The sequence below is a fragment of the Bradyrhizobium genosp. SA-3 genome (assembly GCF_004212635.1).
Lineage (GTDB): Bacteria > Pseudomonadota > Alphaproteobacteria > Rhizobiales > Xanthobacteraceae > Bradyrhizobium.
Window position 1 is genome coordinate 1 of the sequence record NZ_PSRT01000351.1, and the last position, 524, is coordinate 524.

Sequence of the window (524 nt, forward strand, 5' to 3'; positions counted from 1 at the left end):
TGGTCGTTGCCACCGTGCGCGGCGATGAACATGGCGACGGCCGACCGGCAATAGGATTCGATTTCGTTGTCGTCCTCTGCTTTCGCCTGATCGAAGCGTGCGATCATCAGGAGATCGGATCCTTTGAAAAGCGCGGCAAACAAGCGGGCGGACCGGAGAGGATCGGGCACGTTCAGAAGCGCCTTCGCGTGCAACTGACGCAACAGGGCCTCGATTTGGGTGATGACATGGACGGGGCCGGCTTCGAAATGGAGCTTGCTTAACGACTTTTGATTCGTCTTGTCGGCCATGACCATGGCTTCGACACTGCGGACGTCTGATCTCAACAGCGTGCGAAGCAGTAATGATCCCACCGCCATGAGCTGATCTTCGACCGAACCGTGGACGCCTTCAAGAAGGGCCTGGGGTGCAAACAACTGATGGCAGCCGGCCGCCATGGCCGCGCTGAACAGCGCCTCCTTGTTCTCGAAGTGCCGATAGATGCTGAGCTTGGATATCTTCGCTCGCTGGGCGACCTTGTCCAA

At 58.4% G+C, this 524-nt stretch carries 1 protein-coding gene; it reads right to left on the reverse strand.

The window, feature by feature from the left end:
- Positions 1-524: TetR/AcrR family transcriptional regulator (locus tag CWO91_RS42430; protein ID WP_130221200.1), on the reverse strand; the 524-nt coding region annotated here is incomplete at both ends.